A 21342-nucleotide genomic window follows, 5' to 3' on the forward strand; every position below is an offset into this window, starting at 1 on the left:
GGCCCCACCCACCGGCCCCCCGGCCCAGCGCCGGGGACGGCTCCTGCGCCGCGGCAGGGGTGGTCCCGCCCACCCACCACCACCGGGGCACGGGGACGGTGTCACCCGCAGCGCGGAGCGTCGGGGCCGGGCCCGCGGGGCTGGGGCGGTACGGGTGGGCGGGTGGGGAAGAGGGCCCGGCGCGGTAGCGGTAGGGCTGGTGGCCGGGCCGGTCTCAGGCCTGGGCCTTGGCTCCGGCCCTGGCGTCGATGCGTGCCTGGCGGGCCGCGAGGCGCTCGTCGAAGCGCCGCGCCTCCCCGTCGAGCCCGTCGAGGAAGAGCCCGAGCTCCTCCTGGGCCCGCGCCCCCTCCGGGCCGAGTCCGGGGATGCTCATGATCTTGAGGAAGCGGAGGACGGGCTGCAGCACGTCGTCGTGGTGGATGCGGAGGTTGTACACCCCGCCGATGGCCATCTTCGCGGCGGCCCGCTCGAAGCCGGGAATGCCGTGCCCGGGCATGCGGAAGCCGACGACCACGTCCCGTACGGCCATCATCGTGGCGTCCGGCGCGAGGTCGAAGGCGGCCCTGAGGAGGTTGCGGTAGAAGACCATGTGCAGGTTCTCGTCGGTGGCGATGCGCGCCAGCATCCGGTCGCAGACCGGGTCGCCCGACTGGTGCCCGGTGTTGCGGTGGGAGATGCGGGTGGCCAGCTCCTGGAAGGCCACGTACGCGACCGAGTGAAGCATCGAGTGCCGGTTGTCGGACTCGAACCCCTCGCTCATGTGTGCCATACGGAAACGTTCCAGCTCGTCCGGGTCCACCGCGCGGGAGGCGAGGAGGTAGTCCCGCATCACGATGCCGTGGCGGCCCTCCTCGGCTGTCCAGCGGTGCACCCAGGTGCCCCAGGCCCCGTCCCGCCCGAAGAGCGTGGCGATCTCGTGGTGGTAGCTCGGAAGGTTGTCCTCGGTGAGGAGGTTGACGACGAGGGCGATGCGCCCGACGTCGGTGACGGGCGACTGTCCGAGCGCCCAGGCCTCGCCGTCCTCGAACTGGCCGGGGAAGTTCCGCGCGTCGGAGAACGGCACGTACTCGTGCGGCATCCAGTCCTTGGCGACCTTCAGATGGCGGTTGAGCTCCTGCTCGACCACTTCCTCCAGCGCGTACAGCAACCGGGCGTCGGTCCAGGTGTCCGGGCTGCCGAGGTGGGGAGAAGTGAGCGTCACGAGTGCTCCAGGGGGAGGGGGAGGGGGACGGAAGGGGGGGGCGGCACGGGGTGCCGCGAGGGGGTTACCTACGGCATCGTAGGTTACGTTCCCGTAGGTTAAACCCGCAGTAAAGAGTGACGGTGGTCTCAGCGCACCGCCAGGTGCCGGGTGACGGCTGCGCTGAGGACCCGTACGCCCCGCGTCGAGCCCGGCGCGAGACCGGTGAGGTCCCGAACCCGGCGCAGCCGGTAGTCGAGGGTGCGGGGGTGCACGTTGAGGGCGGCCGCCGTGGCCCCCCGGTCCATGTCGTGGTGGTAGTAGGCGTCGAGCGTGAGTACGAGGTCCGGTCCGGGTTCGAGGTGCCGGGCCACTGTAGCGAGCCAGGAGTCGACGAACGGCACGTCCACGACGGCGAGTTCGACGAAGACGTCCGCCGCGGTGTGCGGTCGCAGCCGGGCGGGCGCCCGGCGCAGGGGCGTCGCCCGGCTGATCCGCCGGGCCCCTTCCAGGGCGTCGGCGAGCTCCGCGAGCGGCGCGGTGGCGGTGCCCGCGGCGCAGGGCCGGCCGACGGCTCCGGCGAAGTCCCGCACGAGGTCGAGGGCGAGGCCGGGCACGGAGTCGAACACGAGCCCGGGGAGGTGATCGGGTGCACGGCCGGTCACGGTGTGTGCTCGCGCCGGCGCATCGGCGTTGATGTCGGCCTCGGCGTCGGTGTCGGGGATCAGCGCGATCAGCTCGCCGCCCCCGTCGCCCGCCGGGCACCACACCATCGGCACCCGGTGGGTCTTCACCAGCGCCTCGACCTCGCGCTCCGGGCCGTGGTGGCCCCCGGCCCCGTGCGGCACCCGGATCACGGTCACCGCGAAGGATCCGGGCAGCTCCATGCCCACGGCCGAGGCGAGCTCCGCCGCCAGGGGATCGTGGGCGAGGAGCGTCCTGGCGAGCAGGGCGACCTGCTCGACGTACGGCAGGCGGCGGCTCAGGGCGGTCACGAAGCCCTGGCAGTAGGCGGCGATGCCGCGCTCGCCCTGCGGGGCGAACCAGCTCATCATCCGCAGGAGTTCCTCGGCGCCGCCGCCGCGCTGCGCTTCGACGGCCTCGTTGATCTCGCGCAGCATCAGCGCGGTGTGCAGGCGCAGGACCTCCTGTCGCGACTCCAGGGACATGCCCGAGCCGCCCCGCACCTCGCCCATCGAGGCGATGTCGGCCAGGTCGCTCGCCGTCAACGCGGTGTTGTCCGGGGACAGTTCGATCGTCCGGCGGCGCAGCCACACCGCGTACTCCAGCGTCTCGGCCCGTGCGCGGGTGTCGGCGTCCAGGGAGGCGAACTCCGGGATCTCGCGCGTGTACGTCTCTACCTCCCGGCGCGCGCTGTTCGCCGCTTGCCGGGCCAGCTCGGCGAAGAGGCTCCCCATGGCCGCGAGCATGCCACCGCGCGCGAGCGGCCCGACAGGGGGAATCCGGTCGGCGTTCACACCTCGCACACATTTCGGCCGGGGCGGCGGGCGGCCGTTTGTCACCGCGCGCAAAGTTCCGCGAACGGGGCCCCCTTGTCCCTGCAAGCGCTTGTCGGACCCCGGTGACCTGGGCTTAATGGGAACCGCGCACCCGCCCGTGGGGGGAACACCGTGGCGATCGGGACACCTCGCATGTGCCCCGTGACGTATTCAAGGAACAACGGGAGGGAACCACCGATGAAGATACGAAGCAGAACGCACGGCAGAAGGAGATTCGCGGCGGCGGTCGCACTCCTCACCGCCTCGACAGCGCTCGTGATGGGCGCGCCCGGCACCGGTTCGGCGGCGCCCGCCGCCACCCCGAGCCTCCAGGCGTTCGGGATCAGCGGCGACGGCCTCCTGATGGCCGCGTTCAAGACCGACAATCCGCGGCAGCTGGACTGGGTGCGGGAGATCACCGGCCTCAAGGGCGACCAGAAGGTGGTCGGCATCGACTTCCGGGTCCAGGACGGCCAGTTGTACGGGGTCGGTGACAAGGGCGGGATCTACACGTTCAAGTGGCCGCCCGAGGTCCCGGAGCCGACCGCCACCAAGGTCTCCCAGCTCCAGTTCGACCTGCTCGGCACCAACTTCGGCGTCGACTTCAACCCGGCGGCCGACCGGCTCCGGGTGATCAGCGACGGCGCGCAGAACCTGCGGCACAACCTGAACACCCACACCACGGATGAGGACGTCGCCCTCACTACCCCGCCCATCACCGGGTGGACCAGGGGCGTCAGCGCGGCCGCCTACACGAACAACGACCTGAACGGGGCCACGGGCACCCTCCTGTTCGACGTCGACACCAAGCTGGACCAGCTGGTCGTCCAGGCCCCGGCCAACAACGGCACCCTGTCGTCGGTCGGCTCCCTCGGTGTCGACGCGGGGCCCAACGCGGGCCTCGACATCTACAGCACCCTCTCGGGCGGCAAGACCGTCTCGAACGCGGGCTTCGCCATCCTCGGCCCCGCGTCCGGCACCGGCAATCCGAGCCTCTACAACGTCAACCTGTTCACCGGCGCGACCGACGTCATCGGCCGGTTCCCCGTGAACATCACGGACATCGCCATCTACCCCAGCAAGTGAACCCGCGCCGCGGCCCGGCGGCCGCCGGGCCGCGGTGAAGGCCTACGCGGCCACCGAGCGCCGCAGGTGTTCCGCCGTGAACGACCCCTCGGCGGCGAGCAGTTCGCGCGGCGTCCCCTCGAAGACGACGCGGCCGCCGTGCTTGCCGCCGTCGGGGCCGAGGTCGATGACCCAGTCCGCGTGCCGGACGACGTCCAGGTTGTGCTCGACGACCAGGACGGTGTTCCCGGCGTCGACGAGCCGGTCGAGCAGGGCGAGGAGCCCGTCGACGTCCGCCATGTGCAGACCGGTCGTCGGCTCGTCCAGGACGTACGTCGTCCCGGTGCGGTGCAGCTGGGTGGCCAGCTTGATGCGCTGGCGCTCGCCGCCCGAGAGGGTGCTCAGCGGCTGCCCCAGGGTGAGATACGTGAGACCGACGTCCCGCAGGGCGCCGAGGCGGCGGCGCACCGCCGGGTCGGGGAAGTCCGCCAGGAACGCGAGGGCCTGCTCGGCGGTCATGTCCAGGACGTCCGCGATCGAGCGGCCGCCCACGGTCAGCCGGAGCACCTCCTGCTTGAACCGCCGCCCGGCGCACTCCTCGCAGATCGTCGTCACCGGGTCCATGAACGCCAGGTCGCTGTAGCTGATGCCGCGGCCCTGGCAACGCTCGCACGCGCCGCTGGAGTTGAAGCTGAACAGGCCGGGCTCCGTGCCCGTGTGCCGGGCGAACAGGGCCCGTACGCGGTCCATGATCCCCAGATAGGTCGCCGGGGTCGACCGACCCGAGATGCCGATGGCCGACTGCTCGACGACCACGGCGTCCGGGTGCTGCGCGGTGAACGCCCCGGTGACGAGCGTGCTCTTGCCCGAGCCCGCGACGCCGGTGACCGCGGTGAGCACGCCGAGGGGCACGCGGACGCTCACGTCCTTGAGGTTGTGCAGGTCCGCGCCCTTGATCCAGGCGCTGCCGACGGGCTCGCGCGGATGCTCCCGCACGCCCGCGGGGCGCCGCAGGGCCCGGCCGGTCGGGGTGTCGGCGGCGCGCAGCTCGTGCGGGGTGCCCTCGAAGACGACCCGGCCGCCGTGGGTGCCCGCGCCCGGGCCCATGTCGACGACGTGGTCGGCGATCGCGATGACGTCCGGGTCGTGCTCGACGACCAGGACGGTGTTGCCCTTGTCGCGCAGGCGCAGCAGCAGATCGCCCAGGCGCCCCACGTCCCGCGGGTGCAGACCGACGCTCGGTTCGTCGAAGATGTACGTCATCCCGGTGAGGCTGGAGCCGAGGTGCCGGACCATCTTCAGGCGCTGGCCCTCGCCGCCGGAGAGCGTGGAGGTCTCGCGGTCGAGGCTGAGGTAGCCGAGGCCGATCGCCTCGACGCGTTCGAGCGCGGCGACGGCCGCCCGGGCGACGGGGCCCGCGACCGGGCCCTGGACGCGGCCGAGCTCCGCGACGAGGTCGGTGACCTCCATGCGGGCGCAGTCGGCGATGTTCAGGCCGTTGATGCGGCTGGCCAGCGCCGCCGGGTTGAGCCGCGCGCCCGCGCAGGCGGGGCAGCGACCCTCGACGAGGAAGCCCTGCACCAGGTCGCGGGTCTTCTGGGACAGCGCCGACAGGTCGCGGTGGAGGTAGAGGCGTTCGAAGCGGTCGGCGAGGCCCTCGAAGTCGATGGCGCGGGCGCCGCCGGTGTTGTCGACGCTGACCTTCCCGCTGTCCGGGTGCCCGCGCAGCAGGAAGTGCCGCTCCTCGGCGGTGAAGTCGCCGAGCGGCTTGTGCGGGTCGAGGTCGGGGGAGTTGGTGTAGGTCTGGCCCTGCCAGGTCCCGGCGGCGAACGGCGGGAACCGGACCGCGCCGTCCGCCAGGGACCTGGCCGGGTCCAGGATGCGGTCGTAGTCGGGCCGCACGGTGCGGCCGAGCCCGGCGCACTCGGGGCACATGCCGCTCGGGTCGTTGAAAGAGTACGCGGTGGCCGGGCCCGCGCCCGGGGTGCCGTGCCGCGAGAACAGGACCCGCATCACCGAGTAGATGTCCGTCATCGTGCCGACGGTGGACCGGGAGTGGCCGCCGATCGGCTTCTGGTCGACGACGATCGCGGGCGCCAGGTCCTCGATGGCGTCCGCCTGCGGTCGCTCGTACTTCGGCAGGCGGTTGCGGACGAACCAGGTGAAGGTCTCGTTGAGCTGGCGCTGCGACTCGACGGCGACGGTGTCGAAGACCACCGACGACTTGCCCGAGCCGGAGACGCCGGTGAAGACGGTGAGCCTGCCCTTCGGGATGCGCAGGCTCACCTCCTTCAGATTGTTCTCGCGGGCGCCGGTGAGGACGATGTGGCCGTGGTCGGTTGCTGCGTGCATACCGCCGAAGCTATTCGGGATACCCGACAGCTCCTGTCCGGTTTTCCATCTTCTCCCGGTGCTTTCCCGTGATCTCCTTGATCTCGCCGTCGAGCAGCAGCCAGCGCGTGATCCCGATCGACTCCAGGAACGGCACGTCGTGGCTGGCCACGATCAGCGCGCCCTCGTACGCCTCCAGGGCCGAGGACAGCTGCCGTACGCTCGCCATGTCGAGGTTGTTCGTCGGCTCGTCGAGCAGGAGCAGCTGGGGCGCAGGATCGGCCAGCATGAGCGCCGCCAGCGCCGCCCGGAACCGCTCGCCGCCCGACAGGGTCGCGGCCTGCTGGTCGGCCTTGGCGCCCCGGAACAGGAAGCGGGCGAGGCGTGCCCGGACCCGGTTGTTGGTCGCGTCCGGGGCCTGCCGCGCCACGTTCTCGGCGACGGTCAGGTCGTCGTCGAGGACGTCGAGGCGCTGCGGCAGGAAGCGCAGCGGCACCTGGGCGAGCGCCTCGCCGCCGACCGGTGCGAGGTCCCCGCCGATGGTCCGCAGGAGCGTGGTCTTGCCCGCGCCGTTGCGGCCCACGAGCGCGACCCGCTCCGGGCCCCGCAGCTCGAACTCGCCCCGTACGCGGGCTCCGTAACGCAGCGTCAGATTGCTCAGGGTGAGGACGGTGCGTCCCGGCGGCACCGCCGTGTGGGGCAGGTCGACGCGGATGTCGTCATCGTCCCGCACGGCCTCCACCGCGTCGTCGAGGCGCTCCTTGGCCTCGGCGAGCTTCTCCTCGTGCAGGATGCGGTGCTTGCCCGCGGACTCCTGGGCGGCCCGCTTGCGGTTGCCCATGACGACCTTCGGCTCGCGCTTCTGGTCCCACATCTTCTGGCCGTACCGCTTGCGCCGGGCCAATTTGACCTGGGCGTCGGCCAGTTCGCGCTTCTGCTTGCGCAGATCGGCCTCGGCGACGCGCACCATGCGCTCCGCCGCCTCCTGCTCGACGGCCAGCGCCTGTTCGTACGCGGAGAAGTTCCCGCCGTACCAGGTGACCTCGCCCTCGTGCAGATCGGCGATGTGGTCGACGCGGTCCAGGAGTTCGCGGTCGTGGCTGACCACCACGAGCACGCCGGACCAGGCGTCGACGGCCGCGTACAGACGGCGCCGGGCGTACAGGTCCAGGTTGTTGGTGGGCTCGTCGAGCAGCAGGACGCCGGGCCCCCGCAGCAGCAGCGCGGCCAGGCGGAGCAGCACCGACTCGCCGCCGGACACCTCGCCCGTGGTGCGGTCGAGGCCGATGTGGGCGAGCCCGAGCTGGTCGAGCGTCGCCCGGGCGCGCTCCTCGACGTCCCAGTCGTCGCCGACGGCGGTGAAGTGCTCCTCGCGCACGTCGCCCGCCTCGATGGCGTGCAGGGCGGCACGCGTCCCGGCGATGCCGAGGACCTCGTCGACGCGCAGCGCGGTGTCGAGGGTGATGTTCTGCGGCAGGTAGCCGACGTCCTCGGCGGTGCGCACGGTGCCCTCGGCCGGGGCGAGTTCGCCCGCCACGAGCTTGAGGAGCGTGGACTTGCCCGAGCCGTTGCGGCCGATGAGCCCGGTCCTGCCGGGGCCGAACGCGGCCTGGAGGCCGTCGAAGACGGAGGTGCCGTCGGGCCAGGCGAAGGACAGCGACGTACAGGTGATGGACGGGGTGGGGACGGTAGACATACGGCCTCGCGGTTGCTCGGTGGTGTGAACGGGGGCAACGCGTGTGAGACACCGCGGGGGGGGGCCGGGCGTGGCGGGCCCCTGAGGGGCCGGACACGGAAGGAGGGCCCTGTGCCGGGGCGGGACGGCTCGTACGCCGAGGTCGCACGCGACGCACACAGCGGTGGAACGGCTGTGTGACGCGGTGTCTCAAGACCTCAGACGAGCAACGTCCTTCTCCAATCGGCGGCAACAGAAGCGGTACCACCGTAAGAAGCGCCCGGAAGCGCTGTCAACGAATTTTCCCTCCGCCCCGGGCGCGGGGGCGGGTGCGTCGTCCGCGACGACCGTGTCGGATTCCTGCCAGACCCGGTGCGGCGGGGGCTGGTTGGGTGCTGCGCATGACACATGTGAACGACCTCGCGACCGCCTTCCGTGACCTGCACGTCCCCGGCTCCCCGCTGGTCCTGCCCAACGCCTGGGACGCCGCGAGCGCCCGGCTCGTCGAGACGGCGGGAGCCGCGGCCGTCGCCACCACGAGCGCCGGGCTCGCCTGGGCCCTCGGCGCCGGTGACGGCGACCGGCTCACCCGTGACCAGGCGCTCGGCGCCGTGGCCCGGATCGTGGACACGGTCTCCGTGCCCGTCACCGCCGACGTCGAGAGCGGTTACGCCGAGGACGCCGAGGGCGTCGCCGACACCGTCCGGGCGGTCCTCGCTGCGGGCGCGGTCGGCGTGAACATCGAGGACGCCCGCCACGCCGCGGGCGACCCGCTGCGGCCGGTCGCCGAGCAGGCCGAACGGATCGCGGCCGCGCGCGGTGCCGCCGACGCGGCGGGCGTGCCCCTGTTCGTGAACGCGCGCGTCGACACCTATCTGCGCGGCGCGGGGGAGGGGGCGGCGGAACGGCTCGCGCTGACCCTGGAGCGGGCCGCCGCGTTCCTCGACGCCGGGGCCGACGGCGTCTTCGTGCCCGGGGTGGTGGACCCGGAGACCGTGGAGGCCCTGGTCGCGAAGGTCGACGGTCCCCTCAACGTGATGGCGGGGCCGGGAGCACCGCCGGTGGCGCGGCTCGCCGCCCTCGGCGTCGCGCGCGTCAGCGTCGGCTCGGGCATCGCCCAGGCGGCGCACGCGCTGGTGCGCGGGGCGGCGCGGGAACTGCTCACCGAGGGAACGTACGGATCACTGACGGGCGGGCTCGACTTCGGTGAGGCCGACGCCCTCTTCAGCCGCTGACCGCCGGGCGCGGCTGCCCGGTGTGACGGGCGCGGCGACCCCGTGTGACGAGGGTGGCTGCCCGGTGTGACGGGGCGGCCGCGCCTCAGCAGGCGTCGCGCATCAGATCGGCCAGGTCCTGGTCCAGGTCCACGTGCCGGTGCTCCTGGCCCGCGGGGACCAGGACCATCGTGCGGTGCAGGAAGCGGCGCAGGTCACCGGTGCGGACGTGCACGATGGCGGTGCCCTCGGGGGCGTGGAACTCCAGGACCGTGCGCTCGTAGCCGTACGGGCGCACCCGGACGTCGCCGTCGCCCACCGTGTTCTCCACGCCCTGGCTGAGCAGGTCGCGGGCGAAGGTCCAGTGCACCTCGACGCCCTCCAGGGTCGCCGGGGCCGGGAAGCTCATGCGCACCGCGAAGGGGTCCCGCTGGTCGTAGTGGAGCGTGGCGGGGATGGTCGGCATCCGGGGTGCGGCGGCGACCAGGCGGGCCTCGACGGCCTGCTCGATGACAGTGGACAAGGCCTGCTCCCTTGACTCTGGCGACTGGACGACCTGGGTGTGCACGACGGCGGTCGGGCACTTGAATAGACGTTGGAATCGGGGAATCCGTGCATGCGAGGCCCGGTCGGACCGAGTGACCTCTGTCACCGCGACACCGTGAACCGCGGCGCGGTTCCGGCCGTCGGCCTCACGGGTGCCCCGGTTCGGCCATCTGGACGCCACTCCCGCCGTGGGCTAGCTTCGCCCGCCAGGAGAGGCACGGGGCAGTTGAGGCATCCGGATGTCAGGGGGCGTGTGGTGCGTACGGGACGTGTGACGCGACGCGGGGCGAGTGGCCTGGGAGTGGCGCTGGGCGCGGTGGCGCTCGCGGCGGCGTCCCTGGTCGCGCCGGGAGCGGCCGGGGCGGTGGACCGGGCCGGGGCCGGGGCCGAAGGGGTGGCCGGTGCCCGGGGCGGTGCGGGCGCGGAGGCCGGTAGCGCCGGTGCGGGCGCGGAGGCCGGTGGCGCCGGGGCCGCCGGGCACCGGGGCGGCTCCCCGCGCTGGGACCTCAAGCCCACCGGCACCGACGCCCGCTTCCGCGGCCTCGCCGCCGTGAGCCGGAGCACCGCCTGGGCGGCCGGTTCGAAGGGCACCGTGCTGCGCACCGCGGACGGCGGCGCGCACTGGCGGAACGTCTCGCCGCCCGGGGCGTCCGGCCTGGAGTTCCGCGACGTCGAGGCGTTCGACGGACGCCGGGCCGTGGCGCTCGCGATCGGCGAGGGCGAGGCCTCGCGGCTCTACCGCACCGCTGACGGCGGCAAGACCTGGACGGAGGCCTTCCGCAACGCGGAGCCCAAGGCCTTCTACGACTGCATGACCTTCTTCGACCGCCGCCACGGGCTCGCCCTGAGCGACCCGGTGGACGGCGCGTACCGCATCCTGTCCACCGCGGACGGCGGCCGCTCCTGGAAGGTCCTTCCGGCCACGGGCATGCCCGCCGCCCAGGAGGGCGAGAGCGCCTTCGCCGCGAGCGGCCAGTGCCTGGTGAGCGCGGGCCCGCGCGACGTGTGGCTGGCCACGGGAGGCGCCGCCCGCGCCCGGGTCCTGCACTCGGCCGACCGGGGTCTGACCTGGACGGCCACCGACGCGCCGATCCCGGCGGGGGACCCGGCGCGCGGGGTCTTCGGCCTCGCCTTCCGCGACCGCGCGCACGGGCTCGCCGTCGGCGGCGACTACCGCGCGGGGGAGGCCTCGCCCCGGGCCGCCGCCGTGACCCGCGACGGCGGGCGCACCTGGCGGCCGGCCGCGCGCCCCGTGCCCGCCTACCGCTCGGGCGTCGCCTGGCTTCCGTACAGCCGCACCACGGCCCTCGCCGTCGGGCCCACCGGCACCGACCTCACGACGGACGCGGGGCGCTCCTGGCGCACGGTCGACGAGGGGTCGTACGACACCGTGGACTGCGCGCCGGACCTCGGCTGCTGGGCGGCGGGGGAGAAGGGCCGCGTGGCGCGCCTCGAACGGCGCTAGGCGGGTAGCCGCTGCCGGTGGTCGGCCAGCGCGGGCGCCGTCTTCGTGGCCAGGAACTCGGTGATGCGGTACTCGCACACTCCGCCGGTGACGAACGGGTCGAGGGCCGCGAGCCCCTCGATCTCCGCCCGGCTGTCCCCCACGGCCAGGATCACCCCGCCGTCCCGCGGGTTCTTCCGCCCCGAGGCGAGGAACACCCCGGCGGCGTACTGCGCGTCGAGCCAGGCGACGTGCTCGGCGAGCAGGGCGTCGACGCGGTCGACCGGGGCGGTGTAGGTGAGCTCCATGACGAACATGATCGTGAGGCTATCGCGGAGGTGCGGCGACGGATCGCCCCGTCGCCGCGGTGCGGGGCTCAGCGGTTCAGCCGCGCGGGGGGCCTCGTCGAGGACTTCACGTCCGACGGCATACAGATGGCCGTGGTGCTCAGCAGGACGAACGTCATGAGGACGATGGCCGAGCCGCACTTGGTGGCCCGCCGCCGGGATTCAGCTGGAATTGCTGGCATCGAATTCCTTGCCTTTGGTACGGGGGGTGTCTGCTTGCGGCAGCAGTAGTATCGCGGCGGGCACGGAAGATCAACCCTGTGGCGGCACCTTTGTGATCACGACCCGTGACAGGAACTCTTCTGGTATTACATGGCCTGTCGACGGGACTGCCGATTTCGCTGTGCGCGCCGCTTTGTCTCCGCGTGTAGAACGCTCAGGCTCTCCCGCGCCCGCGCGGCCTCGTGCCCGTTTCCGGTGCGTTCCGCCATGGCGACCGCCTCCGTCAGGTGCCCGGCCGCCGCCTCCGGCTGGTCGAGGTGGAGCTCTGCCGTGCCCAGGCCGTGCAGCGCCTGGACCTCCTCGTGTGCGGCGCCGATGCTGCGGGCCAGATCCAGGGCGCGCCGGTGGTGGTGCGCCGCCTCGTGGAATTCATGGGCGGCAAAAAGGGCCTGCCCCATTCCGTGAAGGGTGATCGAGGCATTCCTGAGGTCGCCGAGGCGGCGGAATGTGGTCAGGGCATCGTGGAACAGGTCCAGCATCGAATTGAGCTCGTTCGACGGGCTCATGGTATTGGCCAGGTTCACTTGGGTGATGGCATGCGCGGACGGGCTGCTGGATTTCTCCAGGAGGTGCAGGGCCTGTTGCAGGAATTCCCTCGATGCCGCGCGGTCGCCGGTGGCCGTTCTGAGGTCGGACAGGTTGTTGAGCGTGCGGGCCAGCTGGATCTCGTCACCGGACGCGCGGAATCCGTCGAGCGCGGAACGGAAGTGCTCCTCGGCGTCCGCGAAGTTTCCCAAGTACAGATGGGTGATGCCCAGATTGTTCTGGGAGCGGGCGATCTGCCACCCGTCTCCTGTGGGCCGGCGCAGGGCCAGGGCCTCGTTCTGGTGGGCGAGGGCCTCCGGCTGGCGGCCCAGGTTCCAGTACAGGAGGCCGAGGAGGTGCTCGGTCTCGGCTCGTGCCGCCCCGTCGCCGAGGCGGTCCGCGACCTCGCGCGCACGCCCCATCGTGGCGATCGCCTCCTCGTACCGGCCGCCGCGCGACAGCGCTGTCCCCAGGTCGAGCAGGGCGCGGACCTCCTCCTCCGGGCGGGCCGCCGTGCGCCAGTGCCGCGCGGCCGACTCGTGCATCCGCTGCGCCTCGATCGCGTACCCCTCCTCGTCCAGGAAGTTCGCCAGCGCCCCGGCGAGCAGTGCCGCGTCCTCGGAGGCGTTCTCGGCGCGGCAGTGGCGTTCCGCGGCGACGAGGCCCGCGCGTTCGGCGGTGAGCCAGCGGCGGGCCGCGTCGGGACTCGGCCAGGCGGGCAGGGCGCGGCCGCGGTCGGGGCGGGGCGCGTCGGGGCGGGCCCGGCGGGGATAGACCAGACGGTCCGCGGCATCGCATGCCTGTACGTAGAAATCGATCAGCCCGCGCAGCGCCCCGTCGCGTACCTCGGCTGGATCTTCGGACAGTGAAAGCGTGCGTGCATATTCACCCAGCAGATCGTGGAAAACGTAGCGTTCCGGCTTCGGCTCCTGAATGAGATGCGCGTCCAGGAGGGACTCGAGGACGCGCTCCGCCCGGTGCGCGGGAAGCCCAGTGAGCGCGGCTGTCGTGAACGTCTCGAAATCCGGCCCGAGTTGGAGCCCGAGCCTCCGGAAAACGGCCCGTTCTTCGGCGGTCAAGGTCAGGTACGAGACTTCAAACGCGCGCACCATTTCGCGGCTCCCGTCGCGGATCTCCGCGAGGCGCCCGTGCCCGTGGGTGAGCCGGTGCAGCAGGTTCGCGGTGGTCCAGGCGGGCCGCGAGGCGAGGCGTCCGGCGGCCAGTTCGATCGCGAGCGGGAGGTACCCGGAGAGCCGGACGATGTCCGCGACCTCGTGGGCGCGCCCCGTGCGCTCCGGCCCGGCCAGACGCCGGAAGAGCGCGACGGCGTCGTCCGGCGGCAGCACGTCGAGCAGGACCGGCCGCACCCCGGGAAGCCCGGTGATCCGGCGGCGGCTCGTGATGATCACGAGCGAGGGAGAGGCGCCGGGAAGGAGCGGGCGCAGCTGCTCGGGGCCCGCCGCGTCGTCGAGGACGATGACCGCGCGCCGGGCGCTGAGCAGCGTACGCCACAGGCTGACGAGTTCGTCGAGGCTGTCGGGGACGGCGCGGGCCGGTACCCCGAGGACCCGCAGGAGCGCCATCAGCGCGGCCTCGGGGGTCAGGGGCTCCTGGCCGGGGGAGTGCGCGCGCAGGTCGAGATGGATCTGGCCGTCGGGGTAGCGGCCGCCCAGGCGCCGCGCCGCGTGCAGCGCGAGCAGGGACTTGCCGACCCCGGCCATGCCGGAGATGGCCTGCAGCGCGATGACGGCACCGGGTTCGGCCCGGGTGGGTGCCGCGCTCAGGATGGTGTCCAACTCGCGGGTGCGGCCGACCAGTTCGGGGTGGCTCGGCAGGGTGCGGGGCGCGGCCACGGCGGGCTCGGGCGGCGGCACGAGCTCGTGCAGGGGCGCGCCGTTCAGGACGAGCCGGTGCAGCCGGGTGAGCGCGTCGCCCGGGTCGGTGCCGAGCTGTTCGCGCAGTCTTCGGCGGACGGTGTCGTACACGCGCAGGGCGTCGGACTGCCGCCCGCAGCCGTAGGCGGCGGTCATCAGCTGGCAGGCGAGCGTCTCGTCGCTCGGGTACTGCTCCAGGAGCGCGCCCACCTCGGGCACCAGCTCGGCGAAGCGGCCCCGGCGCAGCTCGATGCCGAAGCGGGTCAGGTGCGCGGCGAGGTGCTTCTCCTCCAGGCCCGCGCGCACCCGCGCGGCCCAGAGCCCGGGAAGCCCGGCCAGCGGCTCGCCGCGCCACAGCTCCTCCGCCTCGCGCAGCAGGCCGAGGGCCTCGGCGTCGCCGCCGCCGTCGGTCAGGGACCTGGCCCGGTCGGCGAGTTCGGCGAAGCGGTGGCAGTCGACCTGGCGCGGGTGCAGGGCGAGCGTGTAGGTGTGCGCCTGCTGGAGGAGCGGCTCGCCGTCGCACACGGTCCGGAGCCGGCGCCGGATGCGCGCCGCGTACGCGTGCACGCTGGCGCGCGGCTTGGCGGGCGGGGCGTCCTCCCACAGCCGGTGGATGAGGGTGTCCAGGGAGACCGGGCGGCCCGCGTCGAGCGCGAGGGCGGCGAGGACCAGGCGCTCCTTCGCCGACCCGAGGCGGTCGCCGTGCCCGGCGCGGCGCAGCTCGACGGGGCCGAGGACGCGAATGCCCAAGTCCACCAGTGCCTCCCGGTGCTCCGCGGGTCGGTTCGCACTCTGGTTGGGCGTTAAAGAATCGCACGCGGTCCATATCGTTCACACGGGGAGGGTGCGCGACTTCTTTTATTGGCTTGATTTGCTTTGTCGTTCGGATTGCTTAGTTATTCGATCAGAGGCGGGCGGGTACAACGCTGGAACGGTAACGCGCACGGCCACGGTGAAGCGGGGAAAGGGCGGCGGAATGGAGCAGGTGACGGCCGTGGCGATGCTGGCCGCCCTGCCGCGGGCCGCCGCCCTGCCGCGCCACCGCGACGCCCTGCGCGCACTCGCCCGGACGTCCGCCGCACCCGCCACGGCCGCCCTGGTGCGCGCCTGGGCCGCCACGGAGGCGGGGCGCCGGGATCCGGAGGTCGTGCGCTCCGTCGCCGAGGCCCTCGCGGCGGACGCGAGGGAGAGGCCGCGGCTGGCGCAGGACCTGACGGCCTGGCTCACCGAACTGGCGTACCCCGAAGGGGAGGTGACCCCGCCTCAGGGTCCGGGCGGCCGCCCGCGGGAATCGAGACCTGAGGGCCCGGACCGCCGGCCCCAGGGATCTCCGGGCGCGGAGCGAAGACCGGACCCCGCCACCGCCAACACCATCGGCCCCGGCGCCCACGTCACCGGCCCCGTCCTCCAGGCCCACGGCATCCACGGCGACGTGCACATCCACCCCGCGGCCCGGCCCCCGTCGGCCCCGGCCCCGCGCCAGCTCCCGCCCGTGCCCGCCCACTTCACCAACCGCCGCGCCGAACTCGCCGACCTCGACCGGCTCGTGGGCGCCGCCCGGCACGCGTCGCGGATCGTTGTCATCAGCGGCCCCGCCGGCGTCGGCAAGACCGCCCTGGCCCGCCGGTGGCTGCTCGCCCGCGCCGACGCCTTCCCCGACGGCCAGCTCTACGCCGATCTGCGCGGCCACGCCGACGAGGGCCCGGCCCGGCCCAACGAGCTGCTCGGCGAGTTCCTGCGCGCCCTCGGCCACGAGCGGCCGCCCGCCGAACTGCGCGAACGCGCGGCCCTGTGGCGCACGGCCACCGCCGGATCCCGGATCGCGGTCCTGCTCGACAACGCCCTGAGCGCCGCCCAGGTCCGCCCCCTGCTGCCCGGTACCCAGGGCGCGCTCACCGTCGTCACCAGCAGGGGGCGTCTGACCGGACTCGGCATGGACGGCGCGGCCTTCCAGCCCCTCGACGTGCTCGCCGCCAAGGACGCCGTACGGCTGCTCAGCCGCCGGGTGGGCGCCGACCGCGTGCACCGCGAGCCCGAGGCGGCCCTCAAGGTCGCCACGGCCTGCGCGGGCCTGCCGCTCGCCGTGTGCGTGGCCGCCGCCCGCCTCGCGGCCCGGCCCCGCCAGCCCCTCGCCGCGATGGCGGGCGCGCTCGGCCGGGGCGCCGCCCCCGCCCTGGACGCGCTGCGCATCGAGGGCGAGTACGCCGTGCGCGGCGCCCTCGACGCCTCGTACCGCCATCTGGAGCCCGAACTCGCCCGCTGCTACCGCTGTCTGGGCCTGGCCCCGGTCGCCGTGCTCACCCCGCCGGTCGCGGCGGCCGCCTGCCGTCTCGGGCCGGGCGACGACGCCGTGGACGTCCTGGACGAGCTCGCCGAGGTCAACCTCCTGGAGGACCTCGGCCCCGACCCGCGCACCGGCCTCGGCCGATACCGGTTCCACGACCTGGTCCGGGCGCACGCGCGGCGCCTGGCCGAGGCCGAGGAGACGGCCGCGGAAGCGGCCGCCGCGGTGCGGCGCGTCGTGGACCACCACCTCGCCGCCGCGACCGCCGCCGAAGCCCTGCTCAGCCCGAGCCACCGCACCCTGCGCCGCGACTACGCCGAACCCCTCGCCCAGGAGCCGCCGTTCGCCGACGCGCCCGGCGCGCTGCGCTGGCTCGACGCCGAACGCACCCAGCTGATGGCCGTGCTGCGCACCGCGGAGGCCAAGGGCATGTACGCCGCCGTGTGGCAGCTCGCCGACGCCCTGTGGCCCATGTTCCTGCGGCTGCGCCCCTACGACCTGTGGATCGAGGCGCACGAGCGGGGCCTCGCGGCGGCGCGCCGGGCGGGCGACCGCGAGGGCGAGAGCCGCATGCTGACCTCCGGCGGCACCGGGCTGCGCAACGTGGGCCGCCACGACGAGGCGATCGCCTGGTTCACCCAGGCGCTGCGCGCGGCCCGCGACGAGGTGGCCCGGCTGACCGGGCACCCCGACGGCGGCGGCCCCGCCCTGGCGGCGGCGCACCGCGCCGAGGCCCAGGCCCTGCACGGCATCGGCCAGTCGTGCCGGCTCGCCGGGCGGCTCGCGGAGGCCGCCGACCACTTCGAGCGGGCCCTCGCCCTGCGCGAGGCGGTCGGCCACCGGCGCGGCACCGCCCTGACGCGGATCTGCCTCGGCGACGTCGCCCTGGCCGCGGGCCGCCCGGACGACGCCCTGGAGCCCCTCGCGCGCGCCCGCGTCGACCTGCTCGCCGAGGACGACCCCTACGACGCCGCCCGTGCCCTGGCCTTCATCGGCCACTGCCGCACCCTCATCGGCGGCGGCGAGCGGGCCGCCGGTGAGGAGCAACTGCGCGCCGCCCTGGCCGAGTTCGAGGCGACCGGCGCGGCGCACTGGCAGGGCCGGGTCCTGGAGATGCTCGGCGAGAGCGCCGAGAGCCGCGGGGACCCGGCCGAGGCCCTCCAGTGGTACGAGGGCTCCCTGGCCCGCTACACGTCGGCCGGGGCCCCCGACACCGACCGGCTGGCCCGCCGCATCCGGCAGCTCCCGCCGACGGACCCCGCGGCCCCGCCCGGACCCTCCTGAACCAGGCGCCCGTACGCCGCGACGGCGAAGGCCAGGAGCCCGCCGACACCCCCGCCCCCGGCGCACCCGTGCCGCGCGCCGCCGCGGCCCACCGCGACGCGGCCCCCGCCCCGCACCCGCAGCGCCACCAGGGCGCACCCCGGATACCGCCGGAGCAGCCGCCCGGCCACCACCGGCACCTCGGCGGCGGCGTACGGGCGGCTGCCGTACAGCACGTCCGCGCACTCCCGCCAGGCCTCGCCCGCGCCGCCGGGGCACCCGGAGTCGAAGCACACGAGGACGGGCCCGGTCACGCGGGCACCTCGTCCCGGTGGTCGCGCGAGCGGCGCCGGGGCACCGGGAGCGGCGGCAGGGCGGGCGCGTACGCGGGCTCGCCGAGGCCGAGCACGCGGTACAGCAGGCGCCGGGCGTTGCGCCCGAAGCGGCCCGGCTCGGAGGAGATGCGGCGGCCGATGCGCGCGTACCGCTCGCCCGGGTACTCGGCGCGCGCGTACGCGAGCTGTTCGGGCAGCGGGCGCGCGAACGACAGGGCCGGGGCGACCCTGGCCAGCTCGGCCCCGGGCGACGCCGGGTCGACGTCGGCCTCGGGGAAGCGCGCGAGGAGCACGGCGGCCCGGGTCAGCGTGGCGTACAGGGTCACCGAGCCGTGGTCGCCGATCACCCAGTCCGCGGCGATCAGCGGCGCCCGCCAGTCGGCCTCCGGCGGCAGGACGGCGATGCCGTGCCGCCGCGCCGCGGACAGCCAGGAGCGCACCTGCCAGTCCCCGTGCCCGGCCCACACGTTGGGGTGCACCAGGACGGCCACCTGGAACTCCTCCCGGGGCAGCTCCGTGAGCAGCCGGGGAAGGAGCGCGTCGAGCCGGCTGAAGGACGAGCCGGGCCCCCACGTCGAGCAGACCAGGAGCAGCTTGCGGCCGCCGCGCAGCCCGAGGGCCGCCCGGTAGCGGCGCCGCAGCGGCAGGCTCGCCACGATCCGGTCGTACGTCGCGTCGCCCACCACCTCGGCGACGGGCAGCGCGGCGGGGCAGCTGCGCCCCAGCACCGTCAGGTCCTCCTCGTGCGCGAGGGCGAGCGCCGCCGGGACGACCCGCCCGTTACGCGTCAGATACTGCGGGCCGAGCCCGCCGACCGTGCGCGGCGCCCCCGGATCCCGGTCGTCCAGGGGCCTGGACAGCTTGATGTGGCCCGCGCCGTGCGGCAGCCGCACCAGCGGGCCGCGCAGCCGGTCCACGCCCTGCGACCCGGCGGCGAGCACCAGGTCGAAGTCGCCGCGCAGCGCGGCGCGCCAGGGCAGGACGGGTGTGCCGAGCGCCCTGAGCGAGCGCAGCGCGCCCGCGTTGAAGGCGTGCGGTGCCACCGTGAAGTCGACCTGGAGCCGAAGGTCGGACTCCAGGAGCGGCAGCACGTCCCCCAGGCGCTGCCCGTACACCTCGGTGTGCACGACGACGAGGACGCGTTTGCAGCCGGGCAGCGTCAGCCACTGCGTACGTTCCACGGGATCCCCCCGGTGTGGTGTGAGACGGACTCTGCGACGGACATGCCCGGCCCCGCGGACAGAAGCCTTGCCCGGGCCTTGCCGAAACCTTGCAGAACGCCGGGACCGGCGCGGCGCGGTGGTACGCACCGCCGCCGCACGGCATACGGTGAGCCGCACGGCACACACCGGGGTGTCGCGACGGCAAAGGACCCTTGCGGAGGACGAGTTGGGCGACCATGAGGCACCCGTCGGGGGGAACGACCTGTCAGGGACCGTGCACGGCCACAGCGTTCAGGCCGGTCACGTCGCGGGCGACGTGAACCTCAACGTGCTGCCGTCCCCGGCGCGGCAGCACGTGATCCCGTACGAAGTGCCGCCCCTCAGCGCCCGGTTCTTCAACCAGGTCGACGTGCTCGCGCGCCTGGACGCCCTCGCGGCGCCGGGGCGGGACGTCCCCGTGGGCGTCGCGGTGCTCCAGGGGCTGCCCGGCGTCGGCACCACGGCGGTGATCAGACACTGGGCGGAGCGCAAGCGGGCCCTGTTCCGGGGCGGGCAGCTCTACCACGACTTCGCCGCCCTGCGGGAGGGGCGGGAGGGCGCGGACGTCTCCGAGGCCGCCGGACAGTTCCTGCGGTCCCTCGGCGTCGACGAGCCCCTCATCCCCGACTCCCTCCACGAGCGCGCCGCCCGCTTCCGCTCCCGCACCGCCGAACAGCCGCTGCTCGTCGTCCTGGAGAACGTCAGCCGCGCCGCGCAGGTGCGGGCCCTGCTGCCCCGCGGGCCCGGCAGCGTCGTCCTCGTCACCTTCGGCGGCGACAGCGGCGAGCTGGGCGAACTGTCCGTCGACGCCCAGCTGGTGTACGTCGACCCGCTGGACGCGGCCAGCGCGCTGCGGCTGCTCACGGACCGGTGTGCGGGAGCCGTCGCCGCCGACCCGGCGGCCGCCGCCCGCGTCGTCGAGCTGTGCGGGCGCCTTCCGCTCGCCCTGGACATCGTGGCCGGGCGGCTGCGGACGGCCCGCAGCCTCACCCTGGCCCGCCTCGCCGACGAACTCGCCGACGCCACCCACCGCCTGTCGGGCCTGTCCGTGGGAAGGAGCCGTTCCATGACCGCCGCCCTCGACCTCGCCTACGGCGCGCTGCCGCCCGCGACGGCCCGGCTCTACCGGCTCATCGGCTCGCTGCCCCTCACCGCCCTCGACGAGCCGGTCGTCGCGGCGGCCGCCGACGTGGACCTCGCGCAGGCCCGCGCCCAGCTGCGCGAACTGGAGGCGCTGAGCCTCCTGGAGGCCGCCGGGGACGGCCGCCACCGCGTCCACGACCTCGTGCGGCTGCACGCCCGCGAGCGCGCGGAGCGGGAGGACGCGCCCGCGAGCGGCCGCGCCGCGCTCGCCCGCGTCCTTGACCACTACCTCCGGCTCACCGCCCTCGCCGACCGCGCCGTGCGGCAGGACCGGCTGCGCGTCGCCGACCTGGCCGACGTGCTGCGTGACGTTCCCGACCCCTTCGCGGCCCCCGGTGGGGCCGCCCCGCTGACCTGGCTCGAAGCCGAGTACCCCAACATCCTCGGCGTGCTGCGCGCCGCCGCCCGCGTGCCCGGACTCCAGGTGCCGCTCTGGCAGACGGCGGAGGCGCTCACCGTCCTGTTCCTGCACCACCGGCACCTGGGGCCCTGGCTGGAGTCGCTCGCGCTCGGCGCCGCGGCCGCCGCCGAGGCCGTCGACCCCGCGGCGGAGGCCCGCCTGCGCAGCCTGCGCTCGCGGCCCCTGCTCGACCTCGGCGCACCCGAGGAGGCCCGCGCCGAGCTGGCCGCGGCCGTCGCCTGCGCCGAGGTCTCGGGCCACACCGTCCTGCGCGCGTCCGTCCAGGAGTTCCTCGGCCGCTGCCTCGAACACCACGACCTGGACGCGGCCATGGCCGCCTACCGCTCCTCCCTCGCGCTCAACACGGCCGCGGGGGAGGAGCGCGGCGCCGCCCTCGCCGCGTACTTCCTCGGCCGCGCCGAGGACGCGGCCGGGCGGCCCCGCGCGGCCCTCGCCACCCTGCGCGACGCCCGCGACCGCCTGGCCGCCCGCGCCGACCACCGCATGGCCGCCCGCGCCACCCTCGCCGTCGGCCTCGCCCACGACCACCTGGGCGAGACCGACGCCGCCGTACGCGCCCTCACCACGGCGGCCGAGGCCCTGCACACGATGGAGGCGTACAGCTACGAAGCAGACGCGCGGGCCGCCCTGGCCGACCTCCGCAGCCGCACGGGGAGCGGCCCGGACGTCGTCAGGCCCCTGCTGACCAGGGCACTCGAGGTGTACGAGGCTTATGGCAGCCCCCGCGCGGACGCGGTGCGCGCCCGGCTCGCGGAGCTCGGCCCGGCCTGAG

15 protein-coding genes are annotated in these 21342 nt (G+C 74.6%); 5 read left to right on the forward strand and 10 right to left on the reverse strand.

The genetic code is table 11. From position 1 onward, the window contains the following. Nucleotides 1-214: 214 nt before the first annotated feature. Together C9F11_RS33200 and C9F11_RS33205 are read right to left on the reverse strand one after the other, a co-directional pair. Nucleotides 215-1201 (reverse strand): acyl-ACP desaturase, encoded by a 987-nt coding sequence (locus C9F11_RS33200; RefSeq protein WP_138962727.1) that lies wholly within the window; start codon nt 1199-1201, stop codon nt 215-217. Between the two features lie 128 nt (nt 1202-1329). Next, complete coding sequence (locus tag C9F11_RS33205; RefSeq protein ID WP_138962728.1) at nt 1330-2598, reverse strand: helix-turn-helix domain-containing protein; 1269 nt, start codon at nt 2596-2598, stop codon at nt 1330-1332. A gap of 279 nt (nt 2599-2877) precedes the next feature. On the opposite strand from C9F11_RS33205, the gene C9F11_RS33210 reads away from it, so the two are divergent. Then, complete coding sequence (locus C9F11_RS33210) at nt 2878-3765, forward strand: DUF4394 domain-containing protein (RefSeq protein ID WP_138962729.1); 888 nt, start codon at nt 2878-2880, stop codon at nt 3763-3765. Nucleotides 3766-3807: 42 nt separating this feature from the next. On the opposite strand, the gene C9F11_RS33215 is transcribed toward C9F11_RS33210, so the two are convergent. Together C9F11_RS33215 and C9F11_RS33220 are read right to left on the reverse strand one after the other, a co-directional pair. Further along, nucleotides 3808-6096 carry an excinuclease ABC subunit UvrA gene (locus C9F11_RS33215; protein WP_138962730.1) on the reverse strand — a complete coding sequence of 763 codons (2289 nt, stop codon included), beginning with the start codon at nt 6094-6096 and terminating at the stop codon, nt 3808-3810. A gap of 10 nt (nt 6097-6106) precedes the next feature. Next, on the reverse strand, nt 6107-7771 hold the full coding sequence (locus C9F11_RS33220) for an ABC-F family ATP-binding cassette domain-containing protein (RefSeq protein WP_138962731.1): 1665 nt from the start codon (nt 7769-7771) through the stop codon (nt 6107-6109). A gap of 380 nt (nt 7772-8151) precedes the next feature. On the opposite strand from C9F11_RS33220, the gene C9F11_RS33225 reads away from it, so the two are divergent. After that, nucleotides 8152-8985, forward strand: coding sequence for an isocitrate lyase/phosphoenolpyruvate mutase family protein (locus C9F11_RS33225; RefSeq protein ID WP_138962732.1), 834 nt, complete (start codon nt 8152-8154; stop codon nt 8983-8985). Nucleotides 8986-9070: 85 nt separating this feature from the next. Here the strand turns inward: C9F11_RS33225 and C9F11_RS33230 are convergent, their stop codons facing one another. Then, nucleotides 9071-9487 carry an SsgA family sporulation/cell division regulator gene (locus tag C9F11_RS33230; protein WP_138962733.1) on the reverse strand — a complete coding sequence of 139 codons (417 nt, stop codon included), beginning with the start codon at nt 9485-9487 and terminating at the stop codon, nt 9071-9073. 279 nt (nt 9488-9766) lie between these two features. On the opposite strand from C9F11_RS33230, the gene C9F11_RS33235 reads away from it, so the two are divergent. Then, complete coding sequence (locus tag C9F11_RS33235) at nt 9767-10975, forward strand: oxidoreductase (protein WP_249401975.1); 1209 nt, start codon at nt 9767-9769, stop codon at nt 10973-10975. Here C9F11_RS33235 and C9F11_RS33240 read toward each other — a convergent pair. The 3 genes from C9F11_RS33240 to C9F11_RS33245 form a co-directional block, all read right to left on the reverse strand. Beyond that, complete coding sequence (locus C9F11_RS33240; RefSeq protein ID WP_138962734.1) at nt 10972-11271, reverse strand: YciI family protein; 300 nt, start codon at nt 11269-11271, stop codon at nt 10972-10974. The genes C9F11_RS33235 and C9F11_RS33240 overlap by 4 nt on opposite strands. 59 nt (nt 11272-11330) lie before the next feature. After that, complete coding sequence (locus tag C9F11_RS47600; RefSeq protein ID WP_171075902.1) at nt 11331-11483, reverse strand: hypothetical protein; 153 nt, start codon at nt 11481-11483, stop codon at nt 11331-11333. A gap of 126 nt (nt 11484-11609) precedes the next feature. Beyond that, nucleotides 11610-14678, reverse strand: coding sequence for a BTAD domain-containing putative transcriptional regulator (locus C9F11_RS33245; RefSeq protein ID WP_138962735.1), 3069 nt, complete (start codon nt 14676-14678; stop codon nt 11610-11612). A 220-nt stretch (nt 14679-14898) separates the two neighbouring features. On the opposite strand from C9F11_RS33245, the gene C9F11_RS33250 reads away from it, so the two are divergent. Then, the gene (locus C9F11_RS33250; RefSeq protein ID WP_249401976.1) at nt 14899-17490 is read left to right on the forward strand and encodes a tetratricopeptide repeat protein; all 2592 of its coding nucleotides are present in this window, start codon (nt 14899-14901) and stop codon (nt 17488-17490) included. Here the strand turns inward: C9F11_RS33250 and C9F11_RS33255 are convergent. Together C9F11_RS33255 and C9F11_RS33260 are read right to left on the reverse strand one after the other, a co-directional pair. After that, entirely contained in the window at nt 17394-17783 is a 390-nt protein-coding gene (locus tag C9F11_RS33255; RefSeq protein ID WP_138962736.1) for a hypothetical protein, read from the reverse strand. The genes C9F11_RS33250 and C9F11_RS33255 overlap by 97 nt on opposite strands. After that, nucleotides 17780-18985, reverse strand: a complete 1206-nt coding sequence (locus tag C9F11_RS33260; RefSeq protein WP_138962737.1) for a hypothetical protein — start codon at nt 18983-18985, stop codon at nt 17780-17782. Before C9F11_RS33260 ends, C9F11_RS33255 begins: the two co-directional genes overlap by 4 nt. Nucleotides 18986-19193: 208 nt before the next feature. On the opposite strand from C9F11_RS33260, the gene C9F11_RS33265 reads away from it, so the two are divergent. After that, nucleotides 19194-21341, forward strand: a complete 2148-nt coding sequence (locus tag C9F11_RS33265) for a hypothetical protein (protein ID WP_138962738.1) — start codon at nt 19194-19196, stop codon at nt 21339-21341. Nucleotide 21342 lies beyond the last annotated feature (1 nt).

This window comes from Streptomyces sp. YIM 121038 (genome assembly GCF_006088715.1).
GTDB lineage: Bacteria > Actinomycetota > Actinomycetes > Streptomycetales > Streptomycetaceae > Streptomyces.

Coding starts and splice junctions, on each gene's coding strand:
- C9F11_RS33205 (WP_138962728.1), bottom strand. CDS start 2,598: ATGGGGAGCCTCTTCGCCGAGCTGGCCCGGCAAGCGGCGAACAGCGCG.
- C9F11_RS33210 (WP_138962729.1), top strand. CDS start 2,878: ATGAAGATACGAAGCAGAACGCACGGCAGAAGGAGATTCGCGGCGGCG.
- C9F11_RS33215 (WP_138962730.1), bottom strand. CDS start 6,096: ATGCACGCAGCAACCGACCACGGCCACATCGTCCTCACCGGCGCCCGC.
- C9F11_RS33220 (WP_138962731.1), bottom strand. CDS start 7,771: ATGTCTACCGTCCCCACCCCGTCCATCACCTGTACGTCGCTGTCCTTC.
- C9F11_RS33225 (WP_138962732.1), top strand. CDS start 8,152: ATGACACATGTGAACGACCTCGCGACCGCCTTCCGTGACCTGCACGTC.
- C9F11_RS33240 (WP_138962734.1), bottom strand. CDS start 11,271: ATGTTCGTCATGGAGCTCACCTACACCGCCCCGGTCGACCGCGTCGAC.
- C9F11_RS47600 (WP_171075902.1), bottom strand. CDS start 11,483: ATGCCAGCAATTCCAGCTGAATCCCGGCGGCGGGCCACCAAGTGCGGC.
- C9F11_RS33250 (WP_249401976.1), top strand. CDS start 14,899: ATGGAGCAGGTGACGGCCGTGGCGATGCTGGCCGCCCTGCCGCGGGCC.